14 protein-coding genes are annotated in these 18,087 nt (G+C 64.4%); 5 read left to right on the top strand and 9 right to left on the bottom strand.

The features are described 5' to 3' along the window. Positions 1-18 precede the first annotated feature (18 nt). Both VK792_RS07270 and VK792_RS07275 read right to left on the bottom strand, forming a co-directional pair. Positions 19-855 (bottom strand): DMT family transporter, encoded by an 837-nt coding sequence (locus tag VK792_RS07270; protein ID WP_326296755.1) that lies wholly within the window; start codon positions 853-855, stop codon positions 19-21. 35 nt (positions 856-890) lie between these two features. Then, positions 891-1,736, bottom strand: coding sequence for a tellurite resistance TerB family protein (locus VK792_RS07275; protein ID WP_326296757.1), 846 nt, complete (start codon positions 1,734-1,736; stop codon positions 891-893). Positions 1,737-1,862: 126 nt separating this feature from the next. Between VK792_RS07275 and VK792_RS07280 the strand changes: the two genes are divergently transcribed. Next, positions 1,863-2,744 (top strand): DMT family transporter, encoded by an 882-nt coding sequence (locus VK792_RS07280; protein ID WP_326296758.1) that lies wholly within the window; start codon positions 1,863-1,865, stop codon positions 2,742-2,744. A gap of 10 nt (positions 2,745-2,754) precedes the next feature. Here VK792_RS07280 and VK792_RS07285 read toward each other — a convergent pair whose 3' ends face one another. The 5 genes from VK792_RS07285 to purL all read right to left on the bottom strand — a co-directional run bounded on the left by VK792_RS07285 (position 2,755) and on the right by purL (position 8,529). Continuing rightward, positions 2,755-4,176, bottom strand: a complete 1,422-nt coding sequence (locus VK792_RS07285) for a protein adenylyltransferase SelO (protein ID WP_326296759.1) — start codon at positions 4,174-4,176, stop codon at positions 2,755-2,757. A 30-nt stretch (positions 4,177-4,206) separates the two neighbouring features. Continuing rightward, positions 4,207-4,683 (bottom strand): GNAT family N-acetyltransferase, encoded by a 477-nt coding sequence (locus VK792_RS07290; RefSeq protein WP_326296761.1) that lies wholly within the window; start codon positions 4,681-4,683, stop codon positions 4,207-4,209. Between the two features lie 100 nt (positions 4,684-4,783). After that, a complete protein-coding gene (locus VK792_RS07295) occupies positions 4,784-5,230 on the bottom strand; it encodes a GNAT family N-acetyltransferase (protein ID WP_326296763.1) in 447 nt (148 codons plus the stop codon). Next, positions 5,227-6,168, bottom strand: coding sequence for a nucleoside hydrolase (locus tag VK792_RS07300; protein ID WP_326296765.1), 942 nt, complete (start codon positions 6,166-6,168; stop codon positions 5,227-5,229). Before VK792_RS07300 ends, VK792_RS07295 begins: the two co-directional genes overlap by 4 nt. Before the next feature lie 201 nt (positions 6,169-6,369). Beyond that, the gene (gene purL, locus VK792_RS07305; protein ID WP_326296766.1) at positions 6,370-8,529 is read right to left on the bottom strand and encodes a phosphoribosylformylglycinamidine synthase subunit PurL; all 2,160 of its coding nucleotides are present in this window, start codon (positions 8,527-8,529) and stop codon (positions 6,370-6,372) included. Positions 8,530-8,676: 147 nt separating this feature from the next. On the opposite strand from purL, the gene VK792_RS07310 reads away from it, so the two are divergent. Together VK792_RS07310 and VK792_RS07315 are read left to right on the top strand one after the other, a co-directional pair. Beyond that, positions 8,677-9,681, top strand: coding sequence for a pyridoxal-phosphate dependent enzyme (locus VK792_RS07310; protein ID WP_326296767.1), 1,005 nt, complete (start codon positions 8,677-8,679; stop codon positions 9,679-9,681). After that, positions 9,678-10,826, top strand: coding sequence for a M24 family metallopeptidase (locus VK792_RS07315; protein WP_326296768.1), 1,149 nt, complete (start codon positions 9,678-9,680; stop codon positions 10,824-10,826). Before VK792_RS07310 ends, VK792_RS07315 begins: the two co-directional genes overlap by 4 nt. A 183-nt stretch (positions 10,827-11,009) precedes the next feature. Here the strand turns inward: VK792_RS07315 and VK792_RS07320 are convergent, their stop codons facing one another. Beyond that, a complete protein-coding gene (locus tag VK792_RS07320; RefSeq protein ID WP_326296769.1) occupies positions 11,010-11,915 on the bottom strand; it encodes a LysR family transcriptional regulator in 906 nt (301 codons plus the stop codon). A gap of 168 nt (positions 11,916-12,083) precedes the next feature. Between VK792_RS07320 and VK792_RS07325 the strand changes: the two genes are divergently transcribed. Beyond that, entirely contained in the window at positions 12,084-15,506 is a 3,423-nt protein-coding gene (locus tag VK792_RS07325) for an indolepyruvate ferredoxin oxidoreductase family protein (protein ID WP_326296770.1), read from the top strand. A gap of 84 nt (positions 15,507-15,590) precedes the next feature. On the opposite strand, the gene VK792_RS07330 is transcribed toward VK792_RS07325, so the two are convergent. Beyond that, positions 15,591-16,805 (bottom strand): urate hydroxylase PuuD, encoded by a 1,215-nt coding sequence (locus tag VK792_RS07330; RefSeq protein ID WP_326296771.1) that lies wholly within the window; start codon positions 16,803-16,805, stop codon positions 15,591-15,593. A 95-nt stretch (positions 16,806-16,900) separates the two neighbouring features. Here VK792_RS07330 and VK792_RS07335 point away from each other — a divergent pair, with 95 nt between their 5' ends. Beyond that, the gene (locus tag VK792_RS07335) at positions 16,901-17,848 is read left to right on the top strand and encodes a LysR family transcriptional regulator (protein ID WP_326296772.1); all 948 of its coding nucleotides are present in this window, start codon (positions 16,901-16,903) and stop codon (positions 17,846-17,848) included. Positions 17,849-18,087: the final 239 nt, after the last annotated feature.

Below are 18,087 nucleotides of genomic sequence, written 5' to 3' on the forward strand. Positions count from 1 at the left end.
CAAGGCCAAGACCACAGATCAGCGCGTGCGCCGTCGCAGGTACAGCAGATAAAGCGCAAGCGCGGTGACCACGATGGCCCCGCCGAATACCAGCCGCGGCCCCGGAACTTCGCCCACACCCAGCCAGACCCAGACAGGGCCCAGCACGGTTTCCAGCAGCAACAGCAGGCTGACATTGGCCGCGGCCGTCATCCGCGACGCCTGCGACATGGCAAAGAAAGACGTCGGCAGGATCACCAGCCCGGTGATCAGAATCGCCCAAAGCTGGCCGTCGAACATCCGTTCGGGGCCGGTCATCGCCCAGCCGAATCCACCGGCCAGAAGTGCGCCGATCCCGATGGCCAGCAGCAGCGGCAGGTCCGGGTTATGGCGCAGGATCACGAAATTCAGCGCCAGGGCCACCGCAACGCCCAGTCCGAAGCTCACGCCGATCAGACTGCCGGTGGCGGTCAGCGCGTCAGGTTGCAGCACCGCAATGGCGATGCCGGTCAGCACCGCTGCGATGGTGATCCAGGTCGCCGCGCTGGTGCGTTCCCCGAAAAACGCCCGCGCCAGCAGCGCCGACCAGACCGGTCCCGTGGCCACCGCCATCAGAACCGCAGACACCGGCGCGGCGGCGATCCCGCTGGCAAAACTGACCGCGTTGAAAAACTGGCACAAAACAATGGTCAGCCCGGCACCGGTGAACAGCCGCGCCATGTCGCCGGGTTTCCGCGTGACAAGCCAGGCCAGCACGAACAGGCTGCCCATGCACAGTCCGCGCCAGCCCACCATTTGCAGCCCGGACATGCCGGACAGGCGCAGCAACAGCGCATCGGGCGTCAGCACAAGCGCACCCGCGGCGGCCAGCAGCACGCCCTGTAACGACGATTTGGGCAGGGGACGGATCCTTAGGCGTAAAGCGGTTTCATACCCATCTGCATGTGCAGCATGTTGACCACGGGTTCGTCCAGCCCCAACGCCTTGGCCAGGCGATCAAGATACTGCGCCTCGGCATCCGTATCGACACGGATGGTCATCAGCGAGGCGGAATACACCTGCGCCTTCTGGGCTTCGGGCACATCGGCGGCCAGGGCTTCGGGGTCGACCGGGGCGGCCAGTTGTGCCTGGACAAACGCCATGTCCTCGGCATCGGCATCGTCGCCCACGGTGTCCAGCAGCTTGGCCTTTTCGGCGGCGTCGATGCCGCCATCGGCCTTGGCCGCCATGATCATCGCCCGCAGCATCAGCCCGGCCGACGCTTCCAGTTCAGGGGCGGTCTGGCCCGTGTTGAACTGGTCGATCATTCCGCCCACGCCCTTGCCGGTCATCGCGGCGGCCCCGGTGGCGGTGGCCATCATGCCCGCCAGCCCCGTGCCGCCGGCACCCGAGAGTTGCGACAACAGCCCCCCGGTCTTGTCCGCACCACCGCCGGTCATGGCGGACAGGTCGAACCCGGCCTCTTTCATCTTGTCCATCATGCCTGCCAGCGGATTTGCCCCCGGGGCCCCGCCCATCATCGCCGACAGATCGCCGCCGCCCTGCGTCATCTTTTGCAGCATCTCAGCCATCGGGTTGGCCTCTCCGGTCATGCCGGCCACCGCCTGCGCCTGGGTCTTTGCCATTGGGTCCTGCGCGGGGACCTGCGCCTTGCCGCCCAGCAAGGCGCCCAGCCCGCCGCCGTCCGTCATCTTGTCAACGCCGCGCGCCGCTGCGTAGCCGATTGCCACCTTTGCCAGTGTTCCCATCAGACCCATGATCCGCATCCTTTTGCCGTTGACCGTTCCAAAGTGTCTGCACAATGCCACATTTCTGGGCGACGGCCATGGGAAATCGGGATTTTCGTGCTTGACCTTGGCCAAACTCGGACGGCTGATGGCGGCATGGAACGCAAGAGCTCTATGGATTTGCCGGGTGCGCTGGGGATGACCGGGTTTGCCACGATCCTGGCGTTCAACCAGGTCGTGGTGAAATTGGTGAACACCGGTATCGCGCCGGTGTTCGGGGCCGGGCTGCGGTCGGCGCTGGCGCTGTGCGTGCTTGGCATCTGGTGTCTGGTCCGCGGGCGACGGATCAGCGGGCTGCGCCGCAGTTTTTGGCCCGGGATGATGCTGGGCACGTTCTTTGGCGTCGAATTCCTTCTGCTGTTCGTGGCGCTGGATCTGACCACGGTGGCGCGGTCCTCGATCGTGTTCTATTCGATGCCGGTCTGGCTGGCGGTCATTGCACATTTCCTGTTGCCCGGAGAACGGTTGACGCCTCGTCGCGGGATCGGGCTGGTGTTGGCGATGGCGGGGGTTGCGCTGGCGCTGTACCAGCCCGGCGGGGGCGGCATCGGCTGGGGTGAGCTTGCGGCGCTGGCCGCAACGCTGCTTTGGGCCGGAATCGCCTTGATCGTGCGGCTGACGGCTGTGTCGACGCTCGAGGCCGAGTCGCAGTTGTTCTGGCAATTGTCGGTCTCGGCGGTGATACTGCTGGTGGTTGCGCCGTTCTTTGGTCCGTTGCTGCGGGACCCGGGGCTGTGGCATTGGGCCGGGATGGGCTTTCAGGCGGTGATCGTGGCCAGCCTTGGGTTCCTGTTCTGGCTGAGCCTGATGCGGATCTACCCTGCGTCCGACATTGCCGCCTTCAGCTTTCTGTCGCCGGTCCTGTCGGTTGGCATGGGGTGGCTGATCCTGGGCGAGAAGTTGGTTCCCAACGTCCTGAGCGCGCTGGTGCTGGTGGCGGTCGGGGTCTTGCTGATCACGCTGCGCCGCCGGCGCTGATCGCGCCGGCTCAGGTTCCGCAGAACGTGGCCTTGACGCGCTCACCCTCTGCCGGCGGGCGGGCCAGTTCGGCACTGTCCGGGCCGTGGTCGTAGGGGCGTTGCAGCGCTGCCAGCATGCGGTGGAACGGCGCGTCGTCGCCCGCGACCGCCGCCGCGATCATCTGCTCGACCCGGTGGTTGCGCGGGATGATCACCGGATTGACCCGCGCCATCAGCGCCTGCGGGTCGTGCGTTTCCGCCTCCAGCCGCTTGTGCCAGCGCGTGGCCCATTGGTCGAACCCCGCGCGATCAAGGAACTGGTCGCGCGGGTTGCCATCGACCAGCGCGCGGAACGTGTTGGTGAAATCGGCATGGCTGGCCTGCATCAGCGCCAGCAGGTCCCCGATCAGGGCAGCGTCTTCGGCGCGCGGGGCGCTGATCCCGATCTTCATCGCGAACCGCGCCAGCCATTCGGCGCGGATCACATCGCCCATAGCCTCGATCTGTTTCTGAAAGCCGGGCAGGGCCGCCTCCGGGTCGGGCATCAGCTGCAACAGCGCCGTGGCCAGCTGCGCCATGTTCCAGACGATGATATCGGCCTGCGCGGCATAGCCATAGCGGCCATGGCGGTCGATCGAGGAAAACACGGTCTCCGGGTCGTACTGGTCCATGAAGGCACATGGGCCGTAGTCGATGGTTTCGCCCGAGATCGCGCAATTGTCGGTGTTCATGACCCCGTGGATGAAGCCCAGCGACAGCCACTGCGCCACCAGCGCCGCCTGCCGGTCGATCACGGTCTGCAAAAAGGCCTGCGGATCCTTGGCCCCCGGCGCGTGGCGTGCGACGGCGTGGTCGAACAGCGCCTGCAACAGGTCGATCTGTCCCCGCGCGGCAAAGACCTGAAAGGTGCCGACGCGGATATGGCTTTGCGCCACCCGGGTCAGTACCGCGCCGGGCAGGGTGGTTTCACGGATCACCGGCTCGCCCGTGCGCACCGCGGCCAGCGCGCGGGTGGTGGGGACGCCAAGCGCGTGCATCGCCTCGGACAGCAGGTATTCGCGCAGCACCGGCCCCAGCCAGGCCCGCCCGTCCCCGCGCCGGGAATAGGGCGTCGGGCCGGAGCCCTTGAGCTGGATGTCGCGGCGGGTGCCGTCGCGGCCCAGGACTTCGCCCAGCAGATGGGCGCGGCCATCGCCCAGCTGCGGGTTGAACTGCCCGAACTGGTGGCCGGCATAAAGCTGCGCGATGGGCTCTGCCCCGTCAGGCAGGATATTGCCTGAAAACAGCGGCGCCAGGCGCGGGTCATCCACCCCGTCGATGCCGAGATCGGCCGCCAGGCCGGTGTTGAACGCGATCAGCGCGGGTTCGGCCACGGGCACGGGGCGCACGCGGGCGAACATCTGCTCGGGCAGGGTGGCATAGCTGTTGTCGAAGGGGATGCGCAGGGTCATGGCAGGCAGATAGGCGGTTTTCCCACGGTTTCAAAGGGGCGGCAGCGTGCGTTCCATGGTGATCGAGGTCGGACGGTCGAACCCGGGATGGGCCTTTTCGGCGGTCTTGACGAACCCCATGCGGCGGTAGGCCTCGTGCACCTCTGTCAATTCGATCCGGGTTTCCAAGTGAAGTCTGGTCAGGCCGAGGCGACGGGCCAGCGCCTCTGCCTCGACCATGAAGGCGCGGCCAAGCCCGGTGCGTTGACGGTCGGGATGGATCGCCATCTTGCCGACATAGAGCGTGCCGGGGCGTTCTGCGAAGAAGGCGCAGCCGGTCAGGGACGCGCCGCCCGAGAGGTAAAGATGTTCGTCCCTTGCCTTTTGTCGGAGGGTGTCTAACGTCAACCGATGCGCCGAAGATGGCGGGTCGATCCGGCGCTCCATATAGGCGAAGCTGAGCAGGATCAGGTCGAGCAGGCCTTGCCAGTCAGAAAAATCGCGAGGTGCGGGGACAGGGGCGGTCATCGGCTTTGCAGGCTTTGCTGACGGGAGCGAGGGGGCTGTCTGCCCCCTCGCGCTCCCCCGAGGATATTTCGGGCAAGATGATGGGGCGCGGTGGGGCGCATCACAGCACGCGGCTCATGAACATGTAGCGGTCGCGTTCCTTGAAATGCTGGCGGGCGTAGAAGCGGCGGGTCTGCGTGTCATTGCTGTCGACCTCAAGGTGCAGCGCGCGCATGCCGCCTTGTTTGAGAGCCTGCGCCAGGGTGTTCAGCGCCTCTGACCCCATGCCCCGGCCGCGGACCGCGCGGCGGATGTAGATTTCGTCGACAATGCCGTCGAGCCCGCCGAATTCCACCGACCAGCCGAAGGTGATCACGATGTAGCCCACCGGCGCCTTGCGCGGGCCGATCAGCCAGGCCGCGCCGTGGGGCGAGCCTTCCAGGAGCGGGGTGATCGCCGCGGAGCGGTGTGCGTCGTCAGTGTCGAAACCCAGTTCTTCGTGCAACGCGGCCACCAGCGGCAGCAGCCGCGGCAAGTCGTCGGGCGTGGCGAGGTGCAGCAGGCTCACAATCGTGCCAGCCGTTCGGTCAGCAGGGCAAAGAAACCGTCGGCGTCGATGTCGCCCATGAAGGTGGCGTTGGTGGCGCGGTCGGTCACGCCCCACCAGTCGGCGACGGTCATTCCGCGGGTCAGCTTTGACCCGGTTTCGATTTCCACGTTGATATGGCGCCCGGTGAACAGCTCTGGCCGGAGCAGGTAGGCGGTCACGCAGGGATCGTGCAACGGCGCGCCTTCAGAGCCGTATTTCTCCTTGTCGAAACGTTCGAAGAAATCGGTCATCTGGGCGACGGCCACGCCCACGGGCGTGCCAAGGGCCCGGAACGCCTCGTTGCGCGGGGTGGTGACCAGCGCCTTGTGGGTCACATCCAGCGGCATGACAACGATGGGTGCCCCGGCACGGAACACGATCTCGGCCGCCTCCGGATCGACATAAATGTTGAATTCGGCCGCCGGCGTGATGTTGCCAACCTCGAAATATGCCCCCCCCATCAGGACGATTTCCTGAACTTTTTCAACGATATCGGGCGCCCTCTGAAACGCCGTGGCGATATTCGTTAGCGGCCCCAGCGGGCAGAGCGTGACGCTGCCCGGGGCCTCCGCCCGCAGCGTGTCGACGATGAAATCGACCCCGTGCCCGTCCTGCAGCGGCATGACCGGCGCGGGCAGGTCCGGGCCGTCAAGCCCGGTCTTTCCGTGCACGTGTTCGGCCGTCACCAAGGTGTGTGCCAACGGCCGGTCACACCCGGCAAAGACCTTCACGTCCGGACGCCCCGCCAGTTCGCAGACTTTGCGCGCGTTTGTTTCCGTCAGCGCCAGCGGCACGTTCCCTGCCACCGCGGTGATGCCCAGCACCTCGATGTCTTCGGGAGAGGCCAGCGCCAGCAGGATGGCAACCGCGTCGTCCTGTCCGGGGTCGGTGTCGATGATGATCTTTCGGGGCGCCATAGGTCTTCCTGTCTCAAATCCTGCAATCGCGAAACGCGTTTTCACAAGAGTTGTCAGAGCCTCGGGCCCGCCGCAACCCATCAATGCCGGGTCACCTGTCTTTCGCAGCGGGTCTGAAGAAACCCGCCGTCTGCATCATCTTGCTCAAAATATCCCGGGGGTGTGGGGGCAGCGCCCCCACCCGGGTCGCCGGACCGAAGGTCAGGCGAAATACCCGGCAAAGGCGCCGCGGTAAAGTGCGGCAAGCTCGGCAAGGCTGGCCTCGGCCCCGCCCATCCGGACAGTGTCACCGGTGAACCGGCCGACGGTCTGGATTGGCACACCCGCCTGCGCGGCGGCGGCCATCAGGGCCTCGGCGCTGTCGAAATTGCACGCGACAAGGTAACGGGCCTGGTCCTCGCCAAACAGTTCGGGCGTGGCGTCGCTGTCCAGCACCACGCCCACGCCCGATGCCTCGGCGATCTCGAAGGCCGCCACGGCCAGCCCGCCATCCGACAGGTCGGTGCAGCAGTTGATCCAGGCGCGGTTGGCGCGGATGAAATCGCCGTTGCGGCGTTCGGCGGCCAGGTCGACGCTGGGGGCATCGCCATCTTCGCGGTTGAACACCTCGGCCAGCAAGGCGGATTGGCCCAGGTGACTGCCGGTCTCGCCGATCAGCAGCGCGACATGGCCGTCGCGGGCGCGGCCGTTGATCGGAGCTTCGCCGGCGGCGATCAGGCCGACGGCGCCGATGGTGGGCGTCGGCAGGATGCCTTGCCCGTCGGTTTCGTTGTACAGAGACACGTTGCCCGACACGATCGGCATGTCCAGCGCGGTGCAGGCCTCACCGATCCCCTGGATGGCGCCCACGAACTGGCCCATGATATCGGGCTTTTCGGGGTTGCCGAAGTTCATGTTGTCGGTGGTGGCCAGTGGCTTGGCACCCACGGCGGTCAGGTTGCGGAAAGCTTCGGCCACCGCCTGCTTGCCGCCCTCGACCGGGTTGGCCTTGACATAGCGCGGGGTCACGTCCGAGGTGAAGGCCAGCATCTTGTCGGTGCCATGCACGCGGATCAGCCCGGCGCCAAAGCCCGGGGTGACCACGGTGTCGGCCATCACCTGGCTGTCGTACTGTTCATACACCCACTGGCGCGAGCAATAGTTGGGCGAGCCGATCAGGGCCTTCAAGGCGTCGATCGGATCGACCTGCGGCACGTCGTCCATGGCAGCGGCCAGGGGCGTCGGCACCCAGGGGCGGTCATATTCCGGGGCCGAGGACGACAGTTTCGACAAGGGCAGGTCGGCCATGCAGGTGCCATTGTGCATGATCAGGAAGCGGTCCTCGGGGATGGTTTCGCCGACGATGGCGAAATCCAGGTCCCACTTGTCGAAGACGGCCTTGGCTTCGGCCTCTTTCGCCGGGTCCAGCACCATCAGCATCCGTTCCTGGGATTCCGACAGCATCATTTCATAGGCTGTCATGTTGGTTTCGCGCTGCGGCACGTTTTCCAGGTCAAGCCGGATGCCAAGGCCACCCTTGTCGCCCATCTCCACCGCGGAACAGGTCAGGCCCGCGGCGCCCATGTCCTGGATCGAAATCACCGCGCCGGTCTGCATCAGTTCCAGCGTCGCTTCCATCAGGCGTTTTTCGGTGAACGGGTCGCCGACCTGAACGGTGGGGCGCTTTTCCTCGATGGTTTCGTCGAATTCGGCGCTGGCCATGGTGGCTCCGCCAACGCCGTCACGGCCGGTCTTGGCGCCAAGGTAGACAACGGGGCGGCCCACGCCCGATGCGGCGGAGTAGAAGATCTTGTCGGCATCAGCCAGGCCAGCCGCGAACGCGTTTACCAGGCAGTTGCCGTTGTAGGCCGGGTGGAACCGGACTTCGCCGCCCACGGTCGGAACGCCAAAGCAGTTGCCATAGCCGCCGACGCCTTCGACCACGCCATGCACCAGTTGGCGGGTCTTGGGGTGGTCCTTTTCGCCAAAGCTCAGCGCGTTCATCGCCGCGATCGGGCGTGCGCCCATGGTGAACACGTCGCGCAGAATGCCGCCCACGCCGGTGGCCGCGCCCTGGTAGGGCTCGATATAAGACGGGTGGTTGTGGCTTTCCATCTTGAACACCACGGCCTGCCCGTCGCCGATGTCGATCACACCGGCGTTTTCGCCGGGGCCACAGATGACCTGCGGACCTTCGGTCGGCAGGGTCTTCAGCCAGATCTTCGACGATTTGTAGGAACAATGTTCGTTCCACATGGCCGAGAAAATCCCCAGTTCGGTGAACGTGGGCTCGCGGTTCAGGATCCGCAGGATTTCGGCATATTCGTCAGGCTTGATCCCGTGCGCGGCGATGAGGTCGGGCGTGATGGCCGGTTCTTGCATCAATGGGTCCCCCAGGGCGTGGATGGGCCTCCTTTAAAGGCTTGCAAGGCGGGGGAAAAGGGGTTCGCACGGGAAAAGCGCGTTCGCGCGGTTGACATGTGGCCGCAACCGGGGCTGAGATGCGCGCGGCGGTGTTGAGGAGCCTGGATGCGAAGATTGGAAAACCCTTGGCGAGGAAAGGGTTTGACCTTGGATGTGCCGATGCCCGCCAGCGATGCGGGCGCGGTTCTGGCGCTGCTGCAAAACTGCCCGGCGCATACCGAAACCCCGCTGGTGCCGGTGGCGGGATTGGCGGGCGTGGGATGTGCCTGGGTCAAGGATGAACGCACCCGCATGGGCTTGGGCAGTTTCAAGGCACTGGGCGCGGCCCATGTGATTGCCCATGCGGCGCAATCCGGGCCTTTGGACGGTATCACCTATGTCACCGCCAGTGCGGGCAATCATGGTCTGTCTGTCGCGGCGGGCGCGCGGGTGTTCGGCGCGCGCGCGGTGATCTATCTGTCCGAAACCGTACCGGCGGTCTTTGCCGAAAGGCTGCGGGCCAAGGGCGCCGAAGTGGTGCGCGCGGGCCACGACTATGAAGCCAGCATGCAGGCGGCAGCGCAGGCGGCAGACGAAAACGGCTGGATCCTGCTGTCGGATTCGTCTTGGGAAGGCTATACTGAATTGCCGCACCGGCTGATGGAAGGCTATCTTGCGATGGCCGAGGAAGCCGCCAACCAACTGCCCGAGCCGCCGACGCACATCCTGTTGCAGGCTGGCGTGGGCGGCCTTGCGGGCGCGGTGGCGGCCCATGCCCGGGCGCGCTGGGGCGATGGGCCACAGATCATCGTGGTCGAACCCGAAGCCGCCCCCGCGCTATACGAAAGCATCAGGCTGGGCGAGGCTGTGGAAACGACCGGACCGGTGTCGGTGATGGGGCGGCTGGACTGCAAGGCACCGTCGCTGATTGCACTTCAGGGCCTGTCCCGCGATGCCGATGCCTTTGTGCTGATTACGGAAGCAGAGGCCGAGGAGGTTTTGCCCGCGCTGGCGGCGGTGGACCTTGCAACCACCGCGTCGGGTGGGGCAGGGCTGGCGGCGCTGATCGCCGGGGCGGTGTCCGATCCGAACGCCCGGGTCCTGACCTTTTTGACGGAGGCACCGGAATGAGCCTGCGACGCGGATTTGAAGAAGACGAACTGCGCGCCCGGGTCAGCCGGGCGCAAACGCTGATGAATGCGCAGGGGATCGCGGCAATGTTGCTGACGCGTGAACCGGACGTGCGCTATTTCACCGGCTTCCTGACCCGGTTCTGGGAAAGCCCCAGCCGCCCCTGGTTCCTGGTGCTGCCCGCGATGGGCGACCCGATCGCGGTGATCCCGACCATCGGTGAAAAGCTGATGGCCAAGACCTGGCTGACCGATATCCGGACCTGGGTGTCCCCCGATCCGGTGGATGACGGCGTGTCGCTGCTGGCCGATACGCTGCGAGAGGTGGCGGGCTTCGACGGGCGCATTGGCGTTCCGTCGGGGCCGGAAACGCATTTGCGGATGCCGCTGCATTCCTTTGCCGCGTTGCAGGTGCTGATCGCACCGCTGGAAATCACCCGCGCCGAAGGCATCATGCGCACGCTGCGCTGTATCAAGTCCGACGCCGAGATTTCCAAGATCAGCCATGCCTGCGACATCGCGGGCCGGGCGTTTTCGCGGGTGCATGAAATTGCCCGCGAAGGCGTTTCACTGGAAGAGGTGTTTCGCCGGTTCCAGATGCTGTGCCTGGAGGAAGGCGCTGACTGGGTGCCGTACCTGGCCGGCGGGGCGGGGCCAATGGGCTATGACGACGTGATTTCCCCCGCCGGGCCAGAGCCGCTGATGGCGGGCGATGTGCTGATGCTGGACACGGGGCTGGTCTGGGATGGGTATTTCTGCGATTTCGACCGCAACTATGCCATCGGCACCCCCGCGCCCGAGGCAGAGGCCGCCCACGCGCAACTTGTCGAGGCCGCCCATGCCGGGCTTGAGGCCGCCAAGCCGGGGATGCGGGCGTCGGACCTGTGGCAGGTGCTGGCCGATATCTGCGGCGTCGACGAAAGCTTTGGCCGGTTGGGCCACGGGCTGGGCATGCAGCTGACCGAGGGGCTGTCGCTCAGCTATGACTGTGACGATGTCCTGCGGGCGGGCATGGTCATCACGCTGGAACCGGGCGTACAACTGCCGGGCGGCGGGATCATGGTGCACGAGGAAAACGTGGTCATCAGACCGACAGGTGCAGAGGCGATCACCGGCTTTGCCAAGCCCAAGCTGCCGGAATTGTAAGCCGCAAAAAAAAAAGGGCCGAGCACAAAGCTCGGCCTAGTCCAACAGGGAGGTATGAAGATGATGCGCGGATGAGCGCTTCATCGTTCAATTGCCGATTAATTTATCAGAGCCCGTCCAATCAAGGGAATTATCGCCGCAGATGCATCATGGCCGCTATGCGATTCCCGCATGGCTCATTTTTTAGGCGTCTGACATTGCTTTCAAGCTGCGACGGTGCGCCATGATTTCCTGCGTGACGAAATCGCGGAACGCGGCTATCCGCTTGGAATGTCTCAACTCTTCCGGGTATGCCAGAAAGACGGGCACTTCGTTGCTTTCGATGTCGGGCAGAACGCGCACCACGGTCGGGAAATCCTCGATGATGTAATCGGGCAACACGCCGATCCCGAGGTTCGAGATCACGGCCTGCAACACCCCGAAATAATTGTTCACGGCCAAGGTGCTACGGATGTTGTAGGTGAACAGTTCCTGCACCAGCTGCAAGCCCGCGCTGACCTGGGCAGAGTTCGGATTCTGGCAGATCAGGCGATGGTTGGCCATATCTTCCAGCGTATCCGGCGTGCCGTTTTCGGCCAGGTATTCGGGCGACGCATAAAGCCGCATCCGCACGCTCATCAGGCGCTTGCGGATCAGGTCGGCCTGGCTGGGTTCCTTCATCCGGATGGCAACGTCGGCTTCCCGCATGGGCAAGTCCAGCACGCGTTCTTCCAGCATCAGGTCGATGTTGATGTCGGGATAGGATTCATAAAGATGCGACAGGCGCGGGGCCAGCCACAGCGAGCCGAATCCCGTGGTCGTGGTGACGCGAAGCGTGCCGAACACCTCTTCTTCGCTGTCACGGATGCGGGCGGTGGCGGCATCGATACGTTTGACCATCGACTTGGTTGCATCGAACAGCAACTCACCCTGTTCGGTCAGGATCAACCCGCGCGCGTGGCGGTGGAACAGCGTGGTGTTCAGCGATTCTTCCAGCGCGCGCACCTGTCGGCTGACCGCCGATTGCGACAGATGCAGCGCGTCGCCTGCGTGGGTCAGGCTGCCTGCATCGGCCACCGCGTGAAAGATTCTGAGCTTGTCCCAATCCATGTCGGTCACTTTCTGTTCGCGGCCCCATGTCTACACGAAAGAATGAATTATTTGAGTCGTTAGTTTGAGTAACCTTGGGTTAATCCGAAATTTTCCCTGTTCAGGTCAGTGTTTTTGACCTAAAATTTGTGCAAGAATGCCGCATCATCGCGCGAGGGGAGACGTGACATGAGCAGCCCGCAGATTTCGCTAAACGACCGCTTTGACCTGGAAAAATCGCCTGTCCTCTTGAATGGCACGCAGGCGCTTGTGCGGCTGATGCTGATGCAAAAGGCGCGCGATGCGGCCGCTGGTCTCAATACCGCAGGGTTCTGCACCGGCTATCGCGGCTCGCCGCTGGGCGCCGTCGACATGCAGATGCGCCGCGCGGAAAAATTCCTGAAAGCCGCTGACATCAAGTTCCAGGAAGGGCTGAACGAAGACCTTGCCGCCACCGCACTGTGGGGCGCGCAACAGGCCGAACTGCGGGGTGAAGGCAAGTTCGATGGGGTCTTCGGCCTGTGGTACGGCAAGGGGCCGGGGGTCGACCGGTCGGGCGACGTGATGCGCCATGCCAACATGGCGGGCACCTCGAAATTCGGCGGCGTGCTGATGGCCATGGGGGACGATCATACCGGCGAATCCTCGACCGTGCTGCATCAGTCCGAATGGGCGCTGGTCGATGCCTATATGCCGGTGGTCAGCCCCGCAGGGGTTCAGGAAATCCTCGACTACGGGATTTACGCCTACGGGCTGTCGCGCTTCGCCGGTGTCTGGGTCGGTCTGAAAACGATGAAGGACACGGTCGAGGCAACGGCGGTCGTCGATGGCCGTCCGGACAGGATGCAGCTGGTAACGCCCGAATTCGACATGCCCGAGGGCGGTTTGAACATTCGGCTGATCGACACGCCGCACGCCCAAGAGGCGCGGATGATCGACCACAAGCGGTTCGCCGCCGAAGCCTTTGCCCACGCCAACAAGATCGACAAACGGATGTGGGGTAAACCGGGCGCCAAGATCGGGTTCGTTGCCGCGGGCAAGAACTGGCTCGACCTTGTGCACGCGCTTTCGTTGCTGGGCATCGACGCGGAAGAGGCCGAGCGGCTGGGCATCACCACCTACAAGGTCGGGCAGGTGTTCCCGCTCGACATGCGCGGCTTCCACGACTGGGCCGAGGGCCTGGACCTGGTCGTGGTGGTCGAGGAAAAACGCAAGCTGATCGAAGTACAGGTCAAGGAAGCGATCTTTGACGACCGTCGCGGCCGCCGCGTCTGGGGCTGGCACAAGGGCGGCGGGGCCGGGTCGATGCACGGGCCGGAACTGTTCCAGACCAAGGCAGCTCTGGACCCGATCATGATTGCCAGCCGCCTGGGCGAAATCCTGATCGAAGAAGGCCGCGGCACCGACCGGATCAAGGCGGGCCTGACCGCCATCGAGGAAGCGAAGAAGGCCGACAACGCGCAGGATATCGCGGTAAGGTTGCCCTATTTCTGTTCGGGCTGTCCGCACAACAGTTCCACCAAGGTGCCCGAAGGCAGCCGTGCCTATGCCGGGATCGGCTGTCACTACATGGTGCAGTGGATGGACCGCGAAACCACCGGTTTCACGCACATGGGGGCCGAGGGTGCGAACTGGATCGGCGAAGCGCCGTTTTCCAAGCGCGGCCATGTGTTCCAGAACCTGGGCGACGGCACTTACAACCATTCGGGCGTGCAGGCCATTCGCGCCGCGCTCGCCTCGGATGTCAACATCACCTACAAGATCCTGTTCAACGATGCCGTCGCCATGACCGGCGGGCAGAAAAACGAAGGCGGGCTGACCCCGCAGCGCATCGCGGAAGAGCTCAAGGCGATGGGCGTCGGCAAGATCGCCGTGGTCTATGACGAAAAGGAAGAGCTATCGCTCGGCAGTTTCCCCTCTGGTGTGCAGACCTTTGAACGGGCCGACCTGGAAACCGTGCAAAAGGACATGGCCCGTACGACGGGCGTCAGCGCCATCGTCTACGTCCAGACCTGCGCCGCCGAAAAGCGCCGTCGCCGCAAGCGCGGCCAGTTTCCCGATCCCGACAAGCGGGTCTTCATCAATACCGACGTTTGCGAAGGCTGCGGCGATTGCGGGGTGCAGTCGAACTGCGTGTCCATCGTGCCGGTGGAAACCGAACTGGGCCGCAAGCGCGCCATCGACCAGTCGTCCTGCAACAAGGATTTTTCCTGCCTGAAGGGCTTTTGCCCAAGTTTCGTGACCGTGAAAGGCGCGCGTCCGAAGAAGGCGGAAACCACAAACGTCGACCTGCCTGATCTGGCCGACCCCGTGCTGCCGCAGATCGACGGCACGTTCAACGTGGTCATCACCGGCGTTGGTGGGACCGGCGTGGTGACCATCGGTGCGGTTCTGGCGCAGGCCGCGCAGATCGAAGGCAAGGGCGCGGGCATGATGGAAATGGCCGGGCTCGCCCAGAAGGGCGGGGCGGTGCACATCCACCTGCGGCTGGCCGAACAGCCCGAGGACATCAGCGCCGTGCGCGTCGCCACCGGCGAAATGGACGCGCTGATCGGTGGCGACCTAGTGGTCAGCGCCGGCGCCAAGACATTGGGCCTGATGAAGACCGGGCGCACCGGCGGCGTCGTCAACAGTCACGAGATCATCACCGGCGATTTCACCCGCAACACCGAATTTTCCCTGCCGTCCGACCGGCTGGAACTGGCGTTGCAGGCGCGGCTACAGGATCGGGTGGCGTTCTTCGACGCCTCTGAACTGGCGCGTGTCACGTTGGGGGATGCGATTTTTTCCAACATGATGATCCTGGGGGCTGCCTGGCAAATGGGGCTGGTGCCGCTGGGGCGGGATGCCATCCTGCAGGCGGTCGACCTGAACGGCGCGGCGGTCGAGCTTAACAAGCGCGCCTTTGACCTTGGCCGCTGGGCCGTGACCCACCCCGAAGACGCAGCCAAGCTGATCACGCCGAACGTGGTTGCCCTGCCGAAAACGCTGGACGACAAGATTGCCTTCCGCGCCGATCACCTGGTCAAGTACCAAGGGAAACGGCTGGCCAAGCGCTATCGCAAACTGGTGGAGGGCATTGCCGATCCGGCAGTGAAAGAGGCGGTCGCCAAGGGCTATCACAAGCTTCTGGCCTACAAGGACGAATACGAGGTCGCCCGCCTGCACCTGGAAACCCGCGCCAAGGTGGCCGCGGCGTTTGACGGCGATCTGGAAATGACCTTCCACCTGGCGCCGCCGATGGTGTCGAAAGAAGGTGCCGACGGACGCCCGATGAAAAAGGACTACAGTGAACGCATGCTGAAGGGCTTTGCCCTGCTGGCCAAGTTGAAGGGCCTGCGTGGCACACCGTTCGACATCTTTGGCCGGACAGAGGAGCGCCGGATGGAACGCGCCCTGATCAAGCAATATGAAAAGGACATGGCCGATGTCCTGCCCAAGCTGGACGATGCGAACCGCGATGCGATTGTCGCGCTGGCCGAACTGCCGCTGCAAATCCGTGGCTTCGGGCCGGTGAAACAGGCGAACGAAGCAAAGGCCGCCAAACGGCGCGAAGAATTGCTGTCGGTGATCCGATCGGGTGGGGCCGGGTTGGCCAAGGCGGCAGAGTAATTCCTGGCGCTGCCGTCCGATCCCAGAGAAACGCGAAACGGCGGGCAAAAGGCCCGCCGTTTTTGTTTCCACCAAGTTGTACGGTTAATCTGCGGATTTGTACCACGCCACGATCAGGTCGCGCTCTGCCTCTCCCAGAAAGCTGGCGGACGGCGGCGGCATGGCGTGGCTGACCCCGGCTTGCAGATAGATGTCCTTGGCATGGCGCGCGACCTCTGCCTCGGTTTCCAGGATCACACCCTTGGGGGCGACGTGGATGCCGTCCCAGAAGGGTTCGCGCGCGTGGCACATGGTGCAGTTGCCCGACACCACGTCATAGGCATCCTGAAAGCCCTCGGCACTTGCAAAGCGCTGCTCCAGCGGCGTCATCTCGCGTGCCTCTTCTGCGGGCACGGCGGGGCCAAGGGTCGACAGCCAGGCGATCAGAACGAACAGGATCACCGTTGCGGGCCATGTCCAGTAGGGCGCGCCCTTGCGGGCATGCTGGGTGTTGAACCAGTGCCGGATCGTCACCCCCATCAGGAACACCAGCGCCGCGATCAGCCAGGCATAGGGTGTGCCGAAGGCCAGCGGGTAGTGGTTCGACAGCATCAGGAAGATGACCGGCAGCGTCAGGTAGTTGTTGTGGGTCGAGCGCAGCTTGGCGATCTTGCCGTATTTCGGATCGGGGGCCTTGCCCGCAATCAGGTCGGCCACCACGATTTTCTGGTTCGGAATGATGATGAAGAACACGTTGGCTGTCATGATCGTCGCGGTGAACGCCCCCAGGTGCAGCAGCGACGCACGGCCGGTGAAGACCTGGTTGTACCCCCAGCTCATGGCCACCAGCATCACGAACAGCAGTACCATCAGCAGCGTCGGCTGATCGCCCAGCGGCGATTTGCACAGCGCGTCATAGATCAGCCAGCCCACGGTCAGCGACAGCGCCGAGATCGCGATGCCCTGCCACAGCGACAGCTCCATCTTGGACGGGTCCAGCAGGTAAAGCTCGCCGCCGACCCAGTAGATGATCATCAGCATGGCCGCGCCGGAAATCCACGTCATGTAGCTTTCCCATTTGAACCAGGTCAGATGCTCGGGCATCTGACTGGGCGCGACCAGGTATTTCTGGATATGGTAGAACCCGCCGCCATGCACCTGCCATTCCTCGCCATCCGCCGGGCCGGGGATGTCGCGGTTGAGCCCGAGGTCCAGCGCGATGAAATAGAACGACGACCCGATCCAGGCGATCGCGGTGATGACGTGCAGCCAGCGCACGGCAAACCCGATCCAATCCCAAAGGATGGCAATATCCAGCATGACAACTCTCCCTGACGTTTCCGTGCAGACTAGGCTGGGGGATATTGTTCTGGTATCCATTCGAATGATCAAGCTGCATCAAAAATATCCGAAGAATGTCCTATCTCGAAAACATCCGCACCTTCGTTCGTGTCTATGAATTGGGCAGCATGTCCGCTGCGGGCCGCGATCTGCGGGTGTCGCCGGCGGTCACGTCTTCGCGGATTTCCCAGCTTGAGGATCATCTGGGCGTGCGCCTGTTCCAGCGGACGACACGCAACCTTGCGCCCACCGAACAGGGGCGGGCGTTCTATTCAGGGGCCTGCGAGGTACTGGAATCGCTGGAAAAGGCCGAGGCGCAGGTCACCGACATTTCGGAAAATCCGCGCGGGTCGCTGTTCGTGGCGGCCCCTTTGGGGGTTGGGCGGCGGCTGATCGCGCCGCAGGTGCCGGACTTCCTTGAAAAATACCCCGAGGTCACGCTGCGCCTGCGCCTGACCGACCGTACGGTCGACCTGACGACCGAAGGGCTGGACCTTGCCTTTTTCCTTGGCCTGCCAGAGGACAGTACCCTGCGGATCCGCAAGATCGCAGATTGCCAGCGCGTCCTGTGTGCCGCCCCCGGCTATGTCGCCGCGCGGGGCAATCCGGCGGACGGGGCGGCGCTGGTGGCCGACGGGCACGACTGCCTGAACCTGCGGTTTCCCGGCGCGACGGAATTTCAGTGGACCTTGCGGACCGCCGAGGGACCAAAGCGGTTCCGCGTGTCCGGGCGGTATGAATGCGATGACGGCGACGTGCTGACCGACTGGGCGCTGAACGGGCAGGGGGTGGTGATGAAGCCGCTGTTCGAAGTGGCCGAACACCTGGCCGCCGGTCGGCTGGTCCCGGTGGCGCTGAACACACCTCCGGTTCCGGTGCAGATGGCGTGCCTGTTCACTCACCGGCGCGGGCAGGATCCGAAGACCCGTCTGTTCATGGAATTCGTGATCGACCGCATCCAGCACATCGTTACCGACAGCGCCCATGCCGCGCTGGTGCCGGGGCCTGCCCGCGCCATTTGACAGACCTTCAAGAATTTTTTGAAATTCTCCCGGATTGTTTCGGACTATTGCTGCTGAAATCCCGGGCAACCGGGGTAGGCTGACCATAATTCGGGCAAACTGTGGCAAGGAGGAGGCCGCGCCGGACGAAAGGTCGTCGGTTTCACGCGGTCGCCAAGCAGCCTTGCGGCGCGGCAGCATGTTCACCCGGGTTCCACTGGACCCCGGCAGGCGGGCCTGGTGCAACCCCAGGCCCACGC

The sequence above is a fragment of the Mesobacterium hydrothermale genome (assembly GCF_035818635.1).
Lineage (GTDB): Bacteria > Pseudomonadota > Alphaproteobacteria > Rhodobacterales > Rhodobacteraceae > Mesobacterium_A > Mesobacterium_A hydrothermale.

Excerpts from the sequence above, each read along its gene's own strand:
- VK792_RS07275 (WP_326296757.1), bottom strand. The coding sequence starts at position 1,736 with ATGGGTCTGATGGGAACACTGGCAAAGGTGGCAATCGGCTACGCAGCG.
- VK792_RS07280 (WP_326296758.1), top strand. The coding sequence starts at position 1,863 with ATGGAACGCAAGAGCTCTATGGATTTGCCGGGTGCGCTGGGGATGACC.
- VK792_RS07285 (WP_326296759.1), bottom strand. The coding sequence starts at position 4,176 with ATGACCCTGCGCATCCCCTTCGACAACAGCTATGCCACCCTGCCCGAG.
- VK792_RS07290 (WP_326296761.1), bottom strand. The coding sequence starts at position 4,683 with ATGACCGCCCCTGTCCCCGCACCTCGCGATTTTTCTGACTGGCAAGGC.
- VK792_RS07300 (WP_326296765.1), bottom strand. The coding sequence starts at position 6,168 with ATGGCGCCCCGAAAGATCATCATCGACACCGACCCCGGACAGGACGAC.
- purL (WP_326296766.1), bottom strand. The coding sequence starts at position 8,529 with ATGCAAGAACCGGCCATCACGCCCGACCTCATCGCCGCGCACGGGATC.
- VK792_RS07310 (WP_326296767.1), top strand. The coding sequence starts at position 8,677 with ATGCGAAGATTGGAAAACCCTTGGCGAGGAAAGGGTTTGACCTTGGAT.
- VK792_RS07315 (WP_326296768.1), top strand. The coding sequence starts at position 9,678 with ATGAGCCTGCGACGCGGATTTGAAGAAGACGAACTGCGCGCCCGGGTC.
- VK792_RS07320 (WP_326296769.1), bottom strand. The coding sequence starts at position 11,915 with ATGGATTGGGACAAGCTCAGAATCTTTCACGCGGTGGCCGATGCAGGC.
- VK792_RS07325 (WP_326296770.1), top strand. The coding sequence starts at position 12,084 with ATGAGCAGCCCGCAGATTTCGCTAAACGACCGCTTTGACCTGGAAAAA.
- VK792_RS07330 (WP_326296771.1), bottom strand. The coding sequence starts at position 16,805 with ATGCTGGATATTGCCATCCTTTGGGATTGGATCGGGTTTGCCGTGCGC.
- VK792_RS07335 (WP_326296772.1), top strand. The coding sequence starts at position 16,901 with ATGTCCTATCTCGAAAACATCCGCACCTTCGTTCGTGTCTATGAATTG.